The organism is Streptomyces soli, from assembly GCF_003999195.1.
Taxonomy (GTDB): Bacteria; Actinomycetota; Actinomycetes; order Streptomycetales; family Streptomycetaceae; genus Actinacidiphila; species Actinacidiphila soli.
Genome location: NZ_RJVR01000225.1, coordinates 1 through 17,553 on the forward strand (window position 1 = coordinate 1; position 17,553 = coordinate 17,553).

Genomic DNA, 17,553 nt, shown 5'->3' on the forward strand with positions numbered 1-17,553 from the left:
CTGGATCAACAAGCCCGACCAACCCCGACCGGACGAGCAATCAATCCCGGCACAGGGATAGAACGATCTACCTGCCTTGATCACGTTGACAGGTTCCGTGGAGGGCTCCCGTCGGAGTGCTGCCATCGCGCGGCGTGGGCGTGGGGATGGGGACGTGCTTGGTGAAGGTCACGGGCGTGGTGTCGTCGGCTGCCCGGGCGCCGGGTGTGGTGAAGATGGCCTGTTGGATGCGTGGCACGGGCGGGACGTGGACCTGGATGCGGCCGACGTTCATGCGGGGGTCGCGCAGCAGCATTTCGCCGTCTCGGCCGGGCTGGCCGACGGGGGACAGGCCGGTGGTGACCAGGCGGATGAGGTCTTCGGCCTCGCTGTCCAGACCGAGGAACGCCAGGCCCTTGCGCGCCCGGGCGTGATCGGACGTGCGGGCGAGGACCTTGTAGGCGAGCAAGCCCGCGTCTTTGCCGAGTTCATCGACGTCGTGGGCGCCCAGAATCACGCCGGCGCCGTGCTTGCGGCCGTCGTGCAGGATCTCGTGGGCCAGCGCACTGCCCTCTGCGGAACTGGTGAGCCAGTAGCACTCGTCCATCGCTACGGCGCAGAACCGGCCTGGGTCGGTGAACGCGGCCTGTCGGGCGATCGCCGCGATCAGGTACAGCACCGCGCGGCCGATCAGGGCTTCCAGGGGCTGCTGCCGCAGCACCTCGATGTTGGCGAAGGCCTCGCGTGGCGGCAGGGTCAGGCCGGTGGTGGTGACGACCACCATGTCCGCGCCCAGGTCGCCGTCGAGCGTGACCGGCGGTAGCTCGCCGTCGAAGACCATCGCGGCCAGGGGGTTGGAGCTGACGATCCGCAGCAGGTCGGCCATGGTGGCGGCGGCGTCCCGCCGGGTGGAGGCTCCCGAGGCGCTGGCCGCCATGGTGCCCAGGACGTCCAGGACGGCGGCCATCGATGGCTCCGGTCCGGCTGCGGCCTCCTCGACGGCGTGGTGCAGGACGGCGCCGGATGCCGACATCGGCCCGACGCCCAGTTGGAGCGTGAGGTAGGACAGGGCGTAGTGGGCGCCGACCGGGCCGCCGAAGACCCGCAGCGGGTCGATGGACAGCTCGGCCTTGGCGGCGTCGATGACCTGGCACCGGCTCCCGGTTGCGGAGCGGCCGAAGGACGCCCACTCACGGATCGGAGTGCGGTCGATGACGATCGCCCGCCCGCCCCGGTCGACCACAGCGGAGGCCAGCAACTTCTCCAACACCGACTTGCCGGCACCGAGATCTCCCACGATGCCCACGGATGCGGAGGCGTTGCGCTGGGGTGCGTCGGCGATGTTGAGCAGGACGGGGCGGATCGTGCCGCTGTCGAGGTCGACGCCGACCATCAGGCCGGTCGGGTCGCCGACCGTGGTGTTGGTGAAGGCCCCGGAGGCGGCCCAGTCCTCGGACAGCTGATGCTGGGTGAACTCCCGTACCTGCGCCGGGCGGGCAGCCCCGGGCAGGCCGAGGGCGAACAGGGCTTCCTGCATGCCGTGCGGGCGCACCGCCCGGTAGTCCCCGCCGGACAGCAACGCCGCCAGGGCCCGTGCGCGGGCATCGCAGGTGACGGGGTCCGGGCCCCACACGGTGAGGACGGTCACCGACTGGACCTGGGGTCCGAGTAGGAACGGAACAGAAAACCGGTGCAGCCGTCAAATCTTTTGACGGGCCGTGATGTGGGCTGCCAGGGTGCGCCCATGAGTGACGACCCGACGATCGGCTTCCTGAAGGCGGACGTGGCGCGGTTCTGCGCCGTTCTGGAGGAACTGGCCCCGGCGATCCGGCTACGGCTGCTCGTCGAGCTGCGAGCCGCGCTGAACGAGGTGACGGACGCGGCCTTGGACGAAGGCATGGCCGCGGCGAAGGCGGAGGGCTGGGGGCTGAGGCAGATCGGCGACCAGGTGGGCCTCTCGCACGAGAAGGTCCGCTACCGGCTCGCCCAGGCCGCGGGCAGGGGCGAGCCGGCCGGGGAGCCGTGCTAGACCGTGGTGGTCTTCTCGGGCTTGGCGGTGGAGCGGAGCTGTCCGCCCTGGATCTCGACGGGCAGGGCGAAGCTGTAGCGGCCGTGGAAGTTGATGTGCGCGAACTTCAGCGGTGAGAGGCGGGCGATGTCCTCGTCGCGGACGTGGATGCCCTCGGCGCGCATCTCGCCAATGATCTTCTGGAAGTACACCGTGTTCCACAGGACAACGATGTTGAGCATCAGCCCCAGTGCCCCGAGCTGGTCCTCCTGGCCTTCGCGGTAGGACTGCCTGAGTTCGCCCTTCTGTCCGTGGAAGATCTTCCGAGCGAGTTCGTGACGCGATTCCTGCCGGTTGAGCTGGGTGTTGACCCTGCGGCGCAGGAGTTCGTCGGTGAAGTACGAGGACAGATACGCGCTGCGGTCCAGGCGGCCGAGTTCCATGACGGCCTTGCCCGTGGGGGTGGGCTTGCCGCCGGGCGCGAGGACGCGCAGGGCCTCGGAGGCTTTGATCGTGCCGGAGTGCAGGGACCCGGCCAGGCGGAGCATCTGATCCCAGTGGGCGGTGATGTGCTTGAGGTTGATCTTGTCTCGGGTGACCGGGTTGAGCGGGCCGTAGTCGGCGTCCGGATCGGCGCGGTAGAGGGTGGCGCTGCCGACGTCGGCCAGGCGCGGGGAGAACTGGTAGCCCATGAGGCGGAAGAGCCCGAAGACGATCTCACTGGCGCCGTGCGTGTCCGAGGTGATCTCGACCGGGCGCAGGGCCGTCTCCTGCTCCAAGAGGCCGTCGAGGATGTAGAAGGAGTCGCGCTGGGTGCCGGGGATCAGGATGCCGTGCAGGCCGCTGAACTGGTCCGAGAGGAAGTTGTAGAACGTCACGCCGCGTCGGCGGGTGCCGAAGTACTTGGGGTTCGGGCCGGAGTTGAGGGTGCGGATCGGGGTGACGAAGCGCAGGCCGTCGGCGGAGGCCAGCTCGCCGCCGCCCCACGCCTGCACCAGCGGCAGGCGCATGTGGTAGTCGACCAGGCGGGCGTTGGCCGTCGACAGGGTCTGTGCGCGGATGTAGTTCTGCTCGACCCAGAACAGGCGGTCGCGGTTGAGGGCGTCGACGCCGTCGTGGACGATCGGCTCGATGCCGACGTTGGTGGCCTCCGAGGTGAGGACCGCGGCCACGGACAGGGGAAGGTCGTCCATGCGCGAGTTGGCCCCGGAGACGTGGGTGAAGTCGGACAGGTAGGACACCCAGGAGTCGACCTCCAGCACGATCTCGGGAAGGTCGACGGCGGGCATGCGCGCCTCGATCTCCTTGTTCAGGTCGATCAGGGAGGCGGGCTCGTCCAGGCGGTCCAGGCCGGTGAGGATGATGCGGTCGGCGGCCGCCCTGCTGCTCGATGCGGACGTTGGGGTTGGCCGCCAGGCCGTCGGCGAACTCCCGGTGGGCCTTGTCGAGCCGGTCGGTCCAGGCACCCAGGATCTTGTCGGGCTTGGGGTCGAGGTCGAGTTCCTCGCAGACCCGGGTGCGGGCCGCCTCCCACGCGGCGTCTTGCAACAGGCGGGCGTTGGGGTCGCCCCACTTGCGCAGGCCCGGCACGAACACCTCGTGTCGGTGCAGGGCCGTGCGCAGGGCCTCGGCGGAGGCGACGACCAGGGCGCGCTTCTCGACGCTGCCCACGGGCATCGGCGGGGGCGGGAAGACCAGGCGCCGCCAGGCGGAGGTGAGCATTTTGGGCTCTTCGGTCGCTTCCGTGGGTGGTCTTATGTGGCTTGACGGCCTGGTAGTTGGGGGCGGTGTCCGCCGAGGCTGAGCATGGCGAGGGCGATGAGGGCGTTGGCGTCCTTGAAGCCGAAGGCCATGCGGGTGATGAGTCGGATCTTGGTGTTCATGCTCTCGACCAGACCGTTACTCAGTCCGTGATCGGCGGCCGCGGTGATGGCGTCCCAGTGCTTGACGATGGCGCGCTGAAGCTTCACGAAGGGTTCCAGGCGGCTGCGCCGTGCCCACAGCACCCAGTCCCACAGGGCCTGGGCGGTTTCCTGGCCCTGCTTGAGTGCCATCCTCAGGCCCTCCTTGAGGAGGTAGGCGCGGTGCAGGATCGGGTGGGCCTTGGCGATGAAGGCGAGTTGGGCCTGCTGGCCCGTGGTGAGGTCCTCGGGGTTCTTCCACAGGGCCCAGCGGGCTTTCTTCAGGGACTTCGACCCGCAGTGGCGCGGCCATTGCCGCCGCGCTCGTCGTTCCACACCTGACGGCGGACCGTGTCGAGGGCGTCGGTGGCCCAGTGGAATCGGACCGGGGCGCGGTTCCAGGCTTGCACCTGGACCGTCTCCCCGGCCCGTTCCCCGAACCGGACGTGCGAGTTGGCCCCGCATCCGGCTCTCCACGAGTTCATGCGGTGGGCATCTGGATCTTCTTGGCCGTGGCGGGTGTCCACGGTGAGGGGATCGCTGTTCCCCGGTAGCGGTATCGAGTGATCGGTACCGCTCCGGCGTCGAAGAGCGTCATCTCGCCGTCCGTTGGCCACCACCTCGGAAGGTAGCGGCGTCGGAGCTGCTTCCAGTTGGTCTTCCGGTGCTTGCGGCGGAGCCAGCCGATGATCCGTTCCCAGGTGTACTGGTGCAGGTATTGGAAGGTCGCCTTGGAGACACCGTGCCGGAAGTAGTTGGTCCAGCCTCGCAGCACCGCGTTGATCTGCCGGAGCAGTTCAGCGAGGGGCTGGTTGGTTCCCTGTCTGGTGATCGTCTTGATCTTCGCCATCGCGCTGGACAGTGCTTTGCGTGATGGCCAGGTGTAGACGTACCACTTGTTCGATCCTTGCTGTCGCTGCCGCTGGATGCGGAAGCCCAGGAAGACGAACCCCTCGTCGATGTGCACGACGGTCGTCTTCTCCTCGGACAACCTCAGCCCCACGGTCTCCAGAACCGTGGCGGCTTCGGCCCGTAGCGCCTCGGCGTGAGCCCGGGTCCCCGACACCATGATCACAAAATCGTCGGCGTACCGGACGATCTTGTAGGTCGGGAGTCCCTTCTTGCGCCGGTAGCTGCGGGCCTGGTTGTTCTTGCCGAACGTCGGCCATGCGGCGGCGATGTGTTCATCGAGTACCGACAGGGCGATGTTGGACAGGAGCGGGGAGATCACGCCGCCAACGCAATGGGTAACTTCTGTTTCGAGGTGACGCTCGGCTACCGGCGGTTGGAACTCCTTCCCCGCGCTGAGGGTAAGGGGCGTCACAGTGGGTAGTAGGTTTGTGACATGGTGCGTGGTGATCGTGTCGATAGCGTCGAGTACGCCCGGCGGGTCAACGCCGCTGCGGATCTGGCCGGGGCGGGTGTGCCCGTGGCAGCAGCCGCCCGCACGTTGGCGAGTAGGTACGGGGTGTCGGTGCGTCAGGCACGCCGGTATCTGGAGCAGGCCATGGCCGCTGGACGTCTCGAGGTCCCCGAGTCGAGCGTGGTGTTCACCGTCAAGCTGCCGCTGTCGCTGGCAGCGGAGATCCGCAGCTGTGCCCACGAGAGTGACCGGGCGATCTCCGCGGTGGTGGCCCAGGCCCTGGCCGAGTTCCTTCAGCGGGGTGCCCCGGAGGGCCGGCTGGGCAGGTGAGCGGCCGATCGGTGGAGGCGGAGGCGGTTTTCGACCGCCACGCGGCAGCGGACTTGTCCGCGGCCTACGCAGCGTTGGTTCCGCAGCGGCGGGCCCGGATACGGGACCGCCCGAAGCAGGCAGAGGTGAGCGATGACCAGCGTGGCGATCTACGCCCGGGTGTCCTCGGCCCGGCAGAAGAAGGACCAGACGATCGGCTCGCAGACCGCGGCCCTGCGCGCGCACGCCGCCGAACAGCGTCTTGAGCTGCCCGAAGAGTGGGTGTTCGAGGACGAGGGCCACTTTGGGGCGACCCTGGTGCGGCCCGCACTGGAGCGACTGCGCGACCTTGTCGCCCAGGTCGGCGTGGACGTGGTCCTGTGCTATGCGCCTGACCGCCTCGCCCGCAAGTTCGCCTACCAGGCCCTGCTGATCGAGGAGTTCGCCCGCGCCGGCACCCGGGTGGACTTCGTACGCGGCCCACGCGGCGACAGCCCCGAGGATCAGCTGATGGTCCAGTTCCAGGGCATGTTCGCCGAGTACGAGAAGGCCCAGCTGATGGAGCGCTACCGGCGCGGGAAGACCTACCGGGCCCGCTCCGGATCGGTCAACGTGCTGGGCGGCGCCCCATTCGGCTACCGCTACCTGCGCAAAACCCCCGAATGTGGGGCCACCTACGAGATCGTTGAGTCCGAGGCGGCGCTGGTGGTGGAGCTGTTCCGCCGCTACACCGACGACGGGGCCTCCATCGCGGACCTGACCCGCTGGCTCACCAGCAGCAACACCCCCACCCGCACCGGCAAGACCCGCTGGGACCGCAGTGTGGTCTGGGGCATGCTCCGCAACCCCGCCTACGCAGGCCAGGCGGCCTTCGGCAAGACCCAGATCCTCCACGAGTCCCCGGGCCTCAACCGCCGGGCCCGCCTGGAGGGCCGCACCACCCCGCGCGCCGTCAAGGCCGCCGACCGCCCCCGCGAGGAGTGGATCACCATTCCCGTTCCCGCGCTCATCACCCCGTCCACCTTCGAACGCGCCGCCCAGCGGCTCGCCGACAACAAACGCTTCGCCTCGCGCAACAGCCGCGTCCCCTCCCTGCTCCAGGGCCTGTCGGCCTGCGTGAGCTGCGGATACGGCTACTACCGCACCTCCACCACCACCTCCTCAGGCAAGAAGATCTACTACTACCGGTGCCTGGGCTCGGACGACTACCGCTACGAGGGCGGCCGGGTCTGCACCAACAAGCCCGTCCGCGCCGACTACCTCGACACCGTCGTCTGGGACCACATCATCGGCATGATCTGCGACCCGCACCTGATCCGGACCGAGATCGACAAGCGGCTGGAACGCGCCCGCACTTCCGATCCCGCCACCCGCCAGCGCGGCCGTCTCGAGCAGGCCCTGGCCAAGGCCACCGCAGCGATCACTCGCATGATCGAAGCGTTCCAGGAACAGCTGGTCACCATCGATGAACTCCGCTCCCGGATGCCCGATCTGCGTGCACGAGAGAGCAACCTGCGCGGCCAACTCCACGCCCTGGATACCCAGATCGCCGACCGCGACGCCTACCTCAAGCTCGCCGACGACCTCGAAGGATTCCTCGCCCAGCTCCACGACAACGCCCAGAGCGCCGAAGTTCCCCAGCGCCAGCACATCCTGCGACTCCTCGTCAAAGACGTGCTCATCGGCCCCGAGAAGATCACCATCCGACACCGCATCCCCGTCCGCGAACACGCCGCCAACGACAGCCAACATCAAGATCAAGACACTACGGAGGGTGACTCATGCCCGAGTTACCCATTGCGTTGGGGGCGTGAGGATCCCGCCTTGCGGGGTTCCGGTCCGGGTGTCCCTGAAGATGTCGTCCTCGCAGAGGACTCCCGCCTTCAAGAACGCCTTGACCAGCGCCAGGACGCGCTTGTCTCCTATTCGTTCTCGCACGCGGTCCATGAGGGCGCCATGCGAGATTTCGTCGAAGCAGGCCGTGATGTCCCCTTCGAGCACCCACTCATACGTGTGGGAGCCCAGGAGATGGATCTCGGCGATGGCGTCCTGGGCCCGTCGGCCGGGGCGGAAGCCGTAGGAGCCCGGCTTGAAGTCCGCCTCGAAGACGGGTTCGAGGACCAGCTTGAGCGCGGCCTGCACGATCCGGTCCTTGGCTGTGGGGATGCCCAGGGATCGGGTCTTCCCGTTGGCCTTGGGGATCTTGCGCTCTCTGGTAGGCAGCGGTTGGAACGTTCCGGCCTTCAGCTCCATGCGGAGCCCGAGCAGGAACATCCCCCCGCCCGGCATGAGGTCTTTGGGCCGCAGCCCGTCCACTCCTGCCGAGCGTGCTCCCCGGTTTCCTCGGACTCGGCGCCATGCCAGCAGCAAGAACGCCGGGTCGCAGACGAGGTTGTACAGATCATCGAACCGACGGTCAGGGGCGTCGGTGGCCCACCGGTGCAGCTTCGTCTGGATCTCCAGTACCCGGGCTTCGGCCTCTTCGAGACTTGGCCACAGTGCGTCGGTGTTCACCGGCGACCTCCTGGCATTCCAGTCCGTTGACTGCGAACTCGCTGCCGTCCTTCGCCCTGTGAGCGGCTTTCCCGCTCCCCGGGATGGGGCGTTACTCCCACGACTACTACGACGGCTCCGCCCCGCTCCCCGGCCATCGGCTGACGATGAGCCTGCCCGCCGCCGCCCTGGAGGGGCGGCGGGGAGGGCAACCGGGGGGCGGTTCCCGTGTTCACTGTGTTCCGGTCGGCGGGGGTGGTGCCCAGCTTTGCCCCGGTAGCCTCGCCAGGGGTACGCCGCAGACATTCCCCACTGGCCTCCTGCCCGGCGTCAATATCCGGGTGCGGAGTCGCCGACCACGTCCAGCGATGGTCAGCGCGTACTACTGCCCGGCCCATATCCACCAGGTTGGAGCCGGTTCCACGCTTACGGGGGTTCAACCACTGGTTCACTCTCGTTACACCTATCCGCCTCGCTAGCCGGGCCCGCGCCGTCTGGCAGTGCCGGCGCGCCCCGTCGTTGTCACGGCTGCTTCCCGCCCTTCCCCGCACCTCCGGGGTCAGACTGCCGTCAGCTTCACCGAACTGCTGCGACAGCCCGGCGGAGGGTCCTTCCAGCCCTCCCGGTAACACAGCGCCTCACGGCGCACCTGCACGACGTGGAAGGGATCCATGACGCGCACCGCGTTGGGGCAGCGCTCGGCGACGACGGTGGCGATCCACCCGGCGGCGTCCGCGCTGACATGCGTGATCTTCTTGGAGCGTTCCTCGCCGAGCAAGTCGAAGAACTTCCGCAGGGTGGCCTTGTCCCGCCCGGCCTCCGCCCACAGCAGTCGTCCTGACGCGTGGTCAACGACGATGGTGAGGTACTTGTGGTGGCGCTTGTAGGAGATCTCGTCGATTCCGATCCGGCGCAGGCCCGCCAGCAGGTCGACACGTTCCTCGACCTCGGCCCAGGCCCGGGTGCAGATGTTGCCGACGGTGCGCCAGCCGATCCGCATCAGCTGGGTGATCGCGGTCTTGGAGCAGTGCGTGGCCAGCCAGGCCACCTGGTCGTCGAAGGGCAGGGTGTGGCCGGCTCCGTGGCGGGCCCAGGGCACTGCGGCGACCGTCACGCCGTGCTCGGGGCAGGACACCCTCGGGGCGTCCGCCTCGATCACCGCCTGCAGGGTGCCCAGGTCCAGCGCTCGCCAGCGTCGGCGGCCCTCGCCGTTGTCGTACCTGGCACACCGGCGCTGACAGATCCCGCACCGCTGACGACGGCCCTTCGCCGGGCGGGCGTGCACCACGATCAGCACATCCTCCGGGCCGTCCTCGCCCGTATCGGGCTCCTCGGCCTCCACGAGCTCGATCACGGTCTTTTCGACACCGAGCAGCCGAGTCCATATCCTTGTAGATCGCACGCCGTATCCAGGTTCTTCCGTTTCGTTCTTTCGCAAGCCGAAACGTACCCCGGATACGGCGTGTTGTTTACATCAGGCCTGGTCAACGACCCACGGAAGCGACAGGGGAGCCGCATTTTGGCGGGGACTTCCCACGCCTGGATGGGGCGGCGCCGGCCCTTGAGCGACTTCACGAAGCCGATCGCGTCCAGCACCGGTTCGCCCGCCGGGCTGGCCTCGAAGGTGAACGTCTTGAGCAGGCCGGGCAGGAAGCGGGCGATGGTGTTGTAGCGGGCGGCGAGCATCTGCTCGGCGCCGTCGTCGGGCTGCTGGGCGAGGGCCTTGACGGTGTCGGCCGCCGCGTGGACGGGGCCGACGTCCATCGCGTCGAGCATTGCGCGTACGTCGCCGTCGGGGTCGGCGGCCGTGGTGCAGATGGCGAGCCAGGCTTTGCATAGCTCGATCGCGGCGGCGTCGAGGTCTTTGAGCGTCCGCAGTCTCTGCTTGGTCATCTTGGTGGCGGAGCTGCGGATGATGTCGCCCATCACCAGGTCGAAGACCTCGATCGCCTCGTCGGCGGCGAGCTGCGGCATGACCGCGGCGAAGGCGACCAGGGTGGCCAGGCGCCGGTCGCCGGCGAGGTCGGAGACGGCCTGGGCGCGGGCGGCCTTGGCGAACCGCACCAGGGCCTGGAGTCGTCCCGGCGGTATCGCGTCCAGGTTCCACGCGTGGCCGCCGAAGGCGCGCAGGGATTCGTAGCGCTCCAGGGCCTTGCCCACCCCGTTCGCGGAGATGTCGCGCGGTGAGCGGCGCAGGCGGTCCAGCTCGGACAGGCGCTTGCCGGCGGGGACGACGACCAGTTGCTGCAGACGTTCGGCCTGCTCCGTGGTCGGGGCGGCGGCGAGGGTGGCCCACAGGCGTTTCTCGGCGCGCTCGCGGGTGCCGGAGACCAGGCGTTCCAGCACGGTCACCCCGGGCAGCACCACCTTCTTGTCCACCAGGCGCTTGGTCGCGAGGTCGAACAGCAGGGTGGGACGTTCGTTGCCGATCCAGGCCCGCTGGTACATCCAGCGGGCGAGCGCGAACCACTGGTCGAACTCGAACTTCGTGTACTCGTACTCGGTGCGGATCTGCTCCTGGTGGTCCCAGCGGGCCTCACTTGTGCCGTACCCGGCGAGCTCGCCGGGGTCCAGGCCGAGCTGCTCGGCGACATAGCCGACCACGACCGCGGGCACGTCCTCGGGGTTCTCCAGGAAGGTGCCCAGATAGCGGAGGGTGCCGAGCTGGAGGGCCCAGCCGATCCGGTTCCGCGCGCTCCGGGCGGCCATTGCCCGGCGCCGTGCGGTCTGATCCAGCAAGAAGGACCCGGCGAGCTGTCCCTCGTCCGGATCTTCGGTGAAGTGACCGAAGCGTTTGCGCTGTTCGTCGCTCAGAAAGTTGGTGGGCACCGGACCGCTCCTTGATCCGTCGGCGTGATTCCCGCGCGACGGTGCCAGGGGGGCTGACAGTGCGTGAGGTGATCCCCGATTCCAGCGCAGAGCATCACCCCATGTGATAGGCGGGCGGGGCGGCTTTACGCGGCGGCGGTGGGCTCCAGCCGGTGCAGGTGAGCTGTCCACTGGCGGCACTCACGTCGGCGAGCACAGCCTCGTACTCGGCGCCGACGGGCGAGATCATCGAGACGGTCACGGTGAGCAGGACCTTGGCGCGGCCTTCACGGACTTTGGTCCGGGTCACGAAATCGGCGCACGATCAGCCGGACCGGGATCCGTCGGCTGATCGTGCGCCGGCGAACGCGATGTTCACGGAGCGGTGTGTCTGGTGTGCGTCTGGCTCGTGTGCGGTCAGCGGGCGGCGAGGGTCTCGGCGGTTTCTGCCTCGGCGGTGACCGCAGGTGTCGTGTTCTTGGGGCCGCGGAAGACGATGTAGACGAGCAGGGCGCCCATGACGGCGGCGCCTGCCCACATGGACTGCTGCCAGCCGTCGACGAAGGACTGCTGGGCTGCGTGGAGCAGGTCCTGGGCGTGCGGGCCGGCGTTGCTGGCTGCTTCGACGGCGTTGGCAACGCCGTCGCGGGCGGTGTCCGCGGTTCCCTGCGGGATGCCGTGCAGCCGGTTGTCGATGGCGCTGCGGTAGCCGTTGGCCAGCAGCGCGCCGAGCAGAGCGACGCCGAGTGCGGTACCGAACTCGCGGGTGACGTCGTTCAGGGCGGAGGCCACGCCCTGCTTGGCGCGCGGCAGGGACGCGGTGATGGCGGTGGTGGACGGGGTCATCGACAGACCCATGCCCAGTCCCATGGCGAGCAGTCCGGGCAGGATGGACAGGTAGCCGCCCTTGGCGGAGACGAGCAGGGCCATGAGTACGAGACCGAGTCCGGCCAGCGCGATGCCCGCGGCCATAGTGGAGCGGGAACCGATGCCCGCGGCGAGCTTGGGGGCCAGGCCGGAAATGGCCATCATCATGACGGCCATGGGCATCATGGCGGCCGTGGACAGCAGCCCGGACCAGCCGAGCACGGCCTGGAAGAACGGGAAGAGGACCACGCCGATGCCCGCCTGGACACCGAAGACCACCAGCAGTGTGATCGAGCCGCCGCTCAGGCCGCGCTCGCGGAACAGCCGCACGTCCAGCAGTGCGCTGTCGCGGCGGTGCAGCTCCCAGGCCACGAAGCCGATGGCCGCGAGGAGACCGACAGCGAGGCTGATCAGAGTGACGGGGGCGGTCCAGCCGCGTTCGGGGCCTTCCTGCAGGACGAAGATGAGGCCGGTCACGGCGAGGGTGGAGAGCAGCGCACCGGCGGTGTCGAAGCGGTGGGCCGAGGTCTCGCGGGAGTTGGGAACCGACTTCGCCGTCATGGCCAGGGCCGCGAGGATCAGGGCCACCGGCAGAGCGAACAGCCAACGCCAGGAGGCGACGTCGACGAGGAGGGCGGAGAGGAACATGCCCAGGATGCCGCCGCCGCCGGCGACGCCGGTCCATACGCCGATCGCCTTGCCGCGCTGTTCCTCGGGGAAGGTAGAGGTGATGACGGCCAGGGTGATCGGCATGATCATCGCGGCGCCGATACCGCTGGCGACGCGTGCGGCAATCATCACCTCCGCCGTCGGGGCCAGGGCCGAGACGACGGTGGCGACGCCGAAGAAGCCCAGTCCGGCGAGGAGCATGGGCTTGCGTCCCAGGCGGTCGCCGATGGCGCCGAGCGGCAGCAGCAGGGCGGCCAGGGCGAGGGTGTAGATGTTGATGATCCACAGGACCGTGTTCTGCGAGGCGCCGAACTCCACTGCCATGTGGGTCTGCGCGACGTTCAGCCCGGACACCGAGGCGATGACCGACATCAGCGCGAGGGAGACGGTGATCAGGACCGTCCGCAGCTGACGCGCGTCTGGGCTGCCTTCGCCACTGGCTGGCGCGGCTTGTGGGGGCTGGGGTGTGCTCATGGATTTCCTCACAAAATAGGCATGCCGAGCTGACGCCGGGCAGGGCCGGTCGGTGGGTGAACGGGGCGGGTTGGGCCGGGCGGTCGGCTGGGCCCCCGGGAGGCGTTGTCAGGGGGCGGGTGTCTCGCCCCGCGCGGCGGCGAGCGGCGTCGGTGTCCGCGGTGACCAGCACGGCGTTGATGTGGGAGCCGGCCAGGGCGCCGGCCGCGGCAGAGGCGCCGACCTGGGCGGCAAGGTCGGTGGCGTTGCCTGCCACCCACACGCCCGGCACCTCGGTGGTGCCGGCCATGCCGGAGGCGAAGCGGCGGCCCATGTGGTCTGGCAAGTCCTCCATGGGAAGCTTTAGCGCGTCCAGGCCCTCGGTGCGGGCCTGCATCTGTGTGGCGACCGCGAGGACGCGGCGGCCCACAACCTGGCCGCCGGTCAGGCGCAGCCCGGCGAGGGTGCCGTCCTCGTGGTTGACGACCTCCTGCACCGGGGTGTCGACGATGGGGATGTTGCGGGCGGCGAAGCGGGCGCGGGTGTCCTCATCCAGGGCAGTGCCGTGGGTGAAGTAGGTCAGGTCCTCGGTCAGTTGGCGGAACAGGAATGCGTGGTGGACGGAGGCCGGGCCGGTGGCGAGGACGCCGATGGGCTGGTCGCGGACCTCCCAGCCGTGGCAGTACGGGCAGTGCACCACACTGTCTCCCCAGTGTTCGGCGAGGCCGGGGACCTCGGGCAGCACGTCCCGCAGACCCGTGGCCACCAGGAGGCGGCGCGCGGTGATGCTGTGGCCGTCAGCCAGGGTGAGGGTGAAACGCAAGTCTCCGTCGGCCGACGGGGCGGCCGGGGCGGCAGAGGCCACCGTGCCAAAGACGATGTGTCCGCCGTACTGGCGGACCTGCTCCCGGCCCCGCCGGAGGATCTCGCGCGGCTCGGTGCCGTCCAGCACGATGAAGCCGTGCATGGCCGCAGCCGGCGCGTTGCGCGGGGAGCCGTTGTCGATCACGACGACCGACCGACGGGAGCGGGCCAGAGTCAAAGCACCGTTCAGCCCTGCGGCGCCCCCGCCGATCACCACTGCGTCGACGGTTCCACCGGGCAGTGCGTCGCTCGCGTACGGAGAAGTCGTCATAGCCATGTCCTCCTGCTGTTTCGTCATGCGTGGTCCCAGACACTGCGGACCATCTACACAGACGCTAACCCCGCATTGCATCTAGGGCATATAATGTTGCTCATGACGCAAGAAAGTGGAGAGCTGGACGGCCTCGTACGCAAACGAATCCGCGCGCTGCGGGTGGCGCAGGGCCTGTCACTGGAAGAACTGGCCACCCGCGCCCACCTCAGCCAGTCCTCACTGAGCCGCATCGAGAACGGCCAGCGCCGCCTCGCACTGGACCAGTTGGTCACCCTCGCCCGCGCCCTGGACACCACGCTGGACCAGCTCGTGGAGACCGCCACCGACGACATCGTCACCAGTCCGACGATCGACAGCACCCACGGCCGGATGCGCTGGACCCTGAAGGCCGACCCCGGCATGAGCGTGGTGCGCCAGCGCCTGACCGACCCCCCGCCCGACAACCCCGCCCGCATGCGCGCCCACCCGGGGCGCGAGTGGCTCGTCGTACTGTCCGGCACCGCGATCCTCATGCTCGGCCAGCGCCGCTTCCGCATCGAGACCAACCAGGCCGCCGAGTTCCCCACGATGATGCCGCACGCGATCGGCGCCGGGGGTGGACCCTGCGAGATCCTGGGTCTCTTCGACCGCGACGCCCGCCGCGGCCACCAGCGCGACGACGGCGACGCTCAAGGCCCTCCCGAATGACGGCGCGAGCCGCACGACGGCCTCCGTAGCGGTGCCCTTTTGCGCGTCACGCAGCACCTACGGCCATCGTCTTGCGCAAACAGGGAGACAGTACGCCTCTGGCGCATAGTCGACCTACGGTGAAGAGCATGAACCAAGCACACACGCACACCCCCCACCACGGCGTTTCGCACGGCCACCACCACGAGCAGGACACCAGCGGTCAGGCGGAGATCCTCGACCTGGACGCCGAGGTCCTCGCCGAGCACACCGCCTCCATCACCGCGTCGCTGCCACTGAAGACCGCCCCCGGCCACATCGTGGACCTCGGCTGCGGCACGGGCGCGGGCACCTTCGCCCTCCTCGACCGCTTCCCCGACGCGCACGTCACCGCCGTCGACACGTCCGCCGAACACCTTCAGCGCCTGCGCACCAAGGCGTGCACCCGCGGCGTCGAGGAACGCGTGCGCACCGTGCAGGCCGACCTCGACGACGACGCCTGGCCCGACCTCGGCTCGCCCGACCTGATCTGGGCATCGGCATCGATGCACCACATGGCCCACCCCGAGCGCGCGCTGCGCACCGTCCACGACGCGCTCGCGCCCAACGGCCTGTTCGCCGTCGTCGAACTGGCCGGCCACCCCCGCTTCCTGCCCGAGAATGCCCCCAAGGACCGGCCCGGCCTGGAAGAGCGCGTCCACGCCGCAGCCGACCGCCGCCAAGCCGAACACATGCCCCACCGCGGCGCCGACTGGGGCCCGATGCTGACCGCCGCCGGCTTCACCGTCGAAGACGAACGCACCATCACCGTGCACATCGAGGGCGACCGCAGCGAAGCGATCGGCCGCTACGCCCTCGGAGTCCTGCAGCGCATCCGCAGCGTCATCGCCGACAAACTCACCCCCGAGGACCTCACCGCACTCGACCAGCTCCTCGACACCACCAACCCGCACAGCATCCTGCGCCGCGACGACCTGACGGTACGCACCGAACGCACCGTCTGGGCCACCCGCCGCGCCTGACCCCGAACACGGGGTGCCACGTCCGGCGCGGTCACGCGGAACCAGGCCGTCACGTCCGCGTGGCACAAGGGCATTCTCACAAATGACCATCTGTGCGAGTTCTGCGAGAGCCCCGGAACGTGATCCGTTTCCGCAGGTCGCGATTCGCAGAAGTCCTCTCAGAACTCGGGCGTTCTGCGAGACACCTTCTGCGACACTGATCGCGTGGATCTGACGCCCGATCAAGCCGCAGACGCGGTAGAACGCAACGACTGCCCCAAGTGCGAGGCGCCCGCCGGGAGCGCGTGCCGAACGCGCGGCGGGAAGACCGCGACGAAGTACCACACGCCGCGCTTCGTCCTCATCGCCGCGCTGCGCGAGGAACTCGAAGTCCTCATCCCCGCAGACCGCTCACCCGGCCGCCCCTGGAAGCAGGGACCGGCCCCCGCCGCGGTGCCCGCGCAGCGCACCGCGAAGCCCATCCGCATCGGGTACGCCAGGACGTCAACAGCCCGCCAGGAGCTGGCGAGCCAGCTCGAAGCCCTCCGAGAAGCGGACTGCCACAAGATCTACCAGGAGCAGATCAGCACCCGGATCAAGGTCCGGCCCGAGCTTCAGGCCGCGCTCAAGCTGGCCCGCCAGTTCAAGGAAGCCGCCCCCGACACCCCGGTCATCTTCACCGTCCACGAGCTCAAGCGCCTCGCGCGGAACGCGGCCGAGTTGATGACGCTGTCCGCCGAGCTCCAGGCCGACGACATCCAGCTTGAACTCCTCACCGGCCCGCTCGCCGGCATCTACGACCCCAATGGCATGGGCGCCATGTTCTTCGCCGTCCTGGCCGTCGCCGGGCAGATTGAGCGCAACTACATCCGGGAGAAGACCCTCGAAGGACAGGTCAGCGCCGCGAAGAAGGGCAACCACGGCGGACGCCCCAAAGTCATCGACGACGACATGCTCACCTTCGCCCTCTCGCTCAAGGACAAGGGGGTCCCCGTCCCCGAGATCGCGGGCAAGCTCACCATCAAGACCGGCAAGAACAAGGACAAGCACCCCTCCGTCGCCTCGCTCTACCGCGCGTTCGCCGAAGCCGAGCAGGCGGCGGAGGTGCGCTCGTGAGCGCAGAGACGGACGCCCACATCACGGCCCGTCAAAAGATTTGACGGCTGCACCGGTTTTCTGTTCCGTTCCTACTCGGACCCCGACCTCGACCTCCACCGACGTGCGCGACAGCCGGGCGTCCTCCTCCGCCAGGTCCCCGGCGGCCTCCGGCAGCGAGTGCGGCATGCCGGTGGGCTGCGCCCCGTACTGCTCGGCCTGGTCGAGCAGCTCCTTCTTCTTGCGCCGGACTTGTTCCTTGGCGCGCTCGGCGGTGACGACGTTCAGGTCGATGGTGAAGTCGACGGGGAAGTCCAGGCTTTCGAGCTGGGCGAGGAGGTCGGCTGAGTCCATCGCCTGCGCCGGCGGGAGCTCGGCGAGCGCGAGGTGGGCCTGGTAGCCGGTTCCCGTCTCGCATTCCACCTGCAGCCAGCGCCGCAGCAAGGGGGAGGCGCCGTCCTTGCGCCACCACGGCTGACCGCCCTGCGCGTTGCGGCGGTTCTTTGCCTTCTTCTTCCCCCGGTCGTCCTTGCCGTGGTCGTGGTCGGTGATGGGGCGGCCGCCTTCGGCGAGGCGGACCTGGCCGAGGTCGGCGTAGGAGGGGGAGCGCAGTTGCCCGTCGGTCACCCGGCTCCCGTACAGGGGCGAGTGTTCGGCGTCGGTGAGCAGCGGCTCCTCGAGGCCGCGGTGCACGGTGTGCTGGAGCATCCACACGATCTCCGCCGGGGATGCGGGGCGCAGGGCCAGGCCGCCGCCGAGGGCTGCTTGCACCCGGTGGGCCTGCTCGGTGTACTCGGTCACCT

Annotated in this window: 11 protein-coding genes and 6 pseudogenes; 6 read left to right on the forward strand and 11 right to left on the reverse strand. The window is 69.1% G+C overall.

Features of this window, described 5'->3' with window-relative positions:
• Window positions 1-67 precede the first annotated feature (67 nt).
• Window positions 68-1,678 (reverse strand): annotated as a pseudogene (locus EFK10_RS22140) (ATP-binding protein); the annotation flags it as partial.
• Between the two features lie 45 nt (window positions 1,679-1,723).
• On the opposite strand from EFK10_RS22140, the gene EFK10_RS22145 reads away from it, so the two are divergent.
• The gene (locus tag EFK10_RS22145; RefSeq protein WP_127357399.1) at window positions 1,724-2,008 is read left to right on the forward strand and encodes a hypothetical protein; all 285 of its coding nucleotides are present in this window, start codon (window positions 1,724-1,726) and stop codon (window positions 2,006-2,008) included.
• On the opposite strand, the gene EFK10_RS22150 is transcribed toward EFK10_RS22145, so the two are convergent.
• The 3 genes and pseudogenes from EFK10_RS22150 to EFK10_RS22160 form a co-directional block, all read right to left on the reverse strand.
• A complete protein-coding gene (locus EFK10_RS22150; RefSeq protein ID WP_127357400.1) occupies window positions 2,005-3,453 on the reverse strand; it encodes a Tn3 family transposase in 1,449 nt (482 codons plus the stop codon). The two genes, EFK10_RS22145 and EFK10_RS22150, sit on opposite strands and share 4 nt — an antisense overlap.
• Window positions 3,454-3,741: 288 nt before the next feature.
• Window positions 3,742-4,262: pseudogene (locus EFK10_RS22155) on the reverse strand (ISL3 family transposase); the annotation flags it as partial.
• 107 nt (window positions 4,263-4,369) lie between these two features.
• Window positions 4,370-5,119, reverse strand: coding sequence for a group II intron maturase-specific domain-containing protein (locus tag EFK10_RS22160; RefSeq protein ID WP_164836111.1), 750 nt, complete (start codon window positions 5,117-5,119; stop codon window positions 4,370-4,372).
• A 114-nt stretch (window positions 5,120-5,233) separates the two neighbouring features.
• On the opposite strand from EFK10_RS22160, the gene EFK10_RS22165 reads away from it, so the two are divergent.
• Window positions 5,234-5,581, forward strand: a complete 348-nt coding sequence (locus tag EFK10_RS22165) for a hypothetical protein (RefSeq protein ID WP_127357409.1) — start codon at window positions 5,234-5,236, stop codon at window positions 5,579-5,581.
• Window positions 5,582-5,713: 132 nt separating this feature from the next.
• Window positions 5,714-6,835, forward strand: a pseudogene (locus EFK10_RS50700) (recombinase family protein); the annotation flags it as partial.
• A 504-nt stretch (window positions 6,836-7,339) separates the two neighbouring features.
• Here EFK10_RS50700 and EFK10_RS50705 read toward each other — a convergent pair.
• From EFK10_RS50705 to EFK10_RS22195, 6 genes and pseudogenes are all read right to left on the reverse strand, one after another.
• Window positions 7,340-8,359 carry a reverse transcriptase domain-containing protein gene (locus EFK10_RS50705; protein WP_322973377.1) on the reverse strand — a complete coding sequence of 340 codons (1,020 nt, stop codon included), beginning with the start codon at window positions 8,357-8,359 and terminating at the stop codon, window positions 7,340-7,342.
• A 325-nt stretch (window positions 8,360-8,684) separates the two neighbouring features.
• Window positions 8,685-9,455, reverse strand: a pseudogene (locus EFK10_RS22180) (transposase); the annotation flags it as partial.
• Entirely contained in the window at window positions 9,404-10,882 is a 1,479-nt protein-coding gene (locus tag EFK10_RS22185; protein WP_164836113.1) for a DUF4158 domain-containing protein, read from the reverse strand. The gene EFK10_RS22185 and the pseudogene EFK10_RS22180, both read right to left, overlap by 52 nt.
• Window positions 10,883-10,976: 94 nt before the next feature.
• A complete protein-coding gene (locus EFK10_RS47670; protein ID WP_164836114.1) occupies window positions 10,977-11,171 on the reverse strand; it encodes a hypothetical protein in 195 nt (64 codons plus the stop codon).
• A 107-nt stretch (window positions 11,172-11,278) separates the two neighbouring features.
• On the reverse strand, window positions 11,279-12,871 hold the full coding sequence (locus EFK10_RS22190; protein WP_127357405.1) for an MFS transporter: 1,593 nt from the start codon (window positions 12,869-12,871) through the stop codon (window positions 11,279-11,281).
• 133 nt (window positions 12,872-13,004) lie between these two features.
• Window positions 13,005-13,991: pseudogene (locus EFK10_RS22195) on the reverse strand (NAD(P)/FAD-dependent oxidoreductase); the annotation flags it as partial.
• Window positions 13,992-14,087: 96 nt separating this feature from the next.
• Here EFK10_RS22195 and EFK10_RS22200 point away from each other — a divergent pair.
• The 3 genes from EFK10_RS22200 (at window position 14,088) to EFK10_RS22210 (ending at window position 16,771) form a co-directional block, all read left to right on the forward strand.
• Window positions 14,088-14,675, forward strand: coding sequence for a helix-turn-helix domain-containing protein (locus EFK10_RS22200; RefSeq protein ID WP_206305541.1), 588 nt, complete (start codon window positions 14,088-14,090; stop codon window positions 14,673-14,675).
• A gap of 128 nt (window positions 14,676-14,803) precedes the next feature.
• On the forward strand, window positions 14,804-15,676 hold the full coding sequence (locus tag EFK10_RS22205) for a class I SAM-dependent methyltransferase (RefSeq protein ID WP_127357407.1): 873 nt from the start codon (window positions 14,804-14,806) through the stop codon (window positions 15,674-15,676).
• A gap of 204 nt (window positions 15,677-15,880) precedes the next feature.
• Window positions 15,881-16,771 carry a recombinase family protein gene (locus EFK10_RS22210; RefSeq protein ID WP_127357408.1) on the forward strand — a complete coding sequence of 297 codons (891 nt, stop codon included), beginning with the start codon at window positions 15,881-15,883 and terminating at the stop codon, window positions 16,769-16,771.
• 84 nt (window positions 16,772-16,855) lie between these two features.
• Here EFK10_RS22210 and EFK10_RS22215 read toward each other — a convergent pair.
• Window positions 16,856-17,553: pseudogene (locus tag EFK10_RS22215) on the reverse strand (ATP-binding protein); the annotation flags it as partial.